The organism is Vibrio sp. 704, assembly GCF_033339295.1.
This window is the reverse complement of sequence record NZ_JAWOUH010000643.1, coordinates 1-617: the sequence shown is the minus strand read 5'-3', so window position 1 is coordinate 617 and position 617 is coordinate 1. Positions and strand designations below refer to the sequence as shown.

The following is a 617-nucleotide window of genomic DNA, read 5'->3' as shown; positions in this document are numbered from 1 at the left end:
ACAAGGAAACCGGTTAATTACGCGAAGCGCTCAACAATAATGTCATCGGCATTTGCAACAAACAGTGCGCCTTTTTCTTTCATCTCTGCGATCACGCTGTCGACCGTATCTGGCAGAACGGCGCGAGTTGCAGCTAGATTCACAATCACCTTAAAGCCGAGATCTAACGCTTGCATAACGGATTTCTTGACGCAGAAATCGAGCGCTAATCCACCAACTACGACGGTATCTATTTTATTGCATTTCAGAAACTCATTTGCACCCGTAGTTTTGGTGTCAGCCACGTCATGGAAGAAGATACCGTAAGGATGCGCGTCCGGATCCATCCCTTTATTGACTTGGAAATCGTAGTCAAGCACTGGAGGTAACCCATCCAGAAGCTCTACGCCTGTCGTGCCAAGCACACATTGGCGATTCCATTTTACGTCGACATTTGGCAAGCCAACGGGCTCTAGCATGTTCGCGGGCGTTTCTGCATCCCAAGCGGCTTTCGGTGGGTGCAAGTCACGGCTTACTAGCTTCAAGCGACCTTTCGCATGGTTTTTTAGTAGCTCCGGCACGATGTCCAATGCGCCTGCTACAGGTAATTCATCTGGACAAAGCTCACTAAAGCCTTT

General features: G+C 48.9%; 1 protein-coding gene. It reads right to left on the bottom strand.

What is annotated here, in order from left to right; genetic code table 11:
* Positions 1-17: 17 nt before the first annotated feature.
* On the bottom strand, positions 18-617 hold a 600-nt coding region (locus R7R24_RS28265), incomplete at its 5' end, for an isochorismatase family protein (RefSeq protein WP_318120387.1).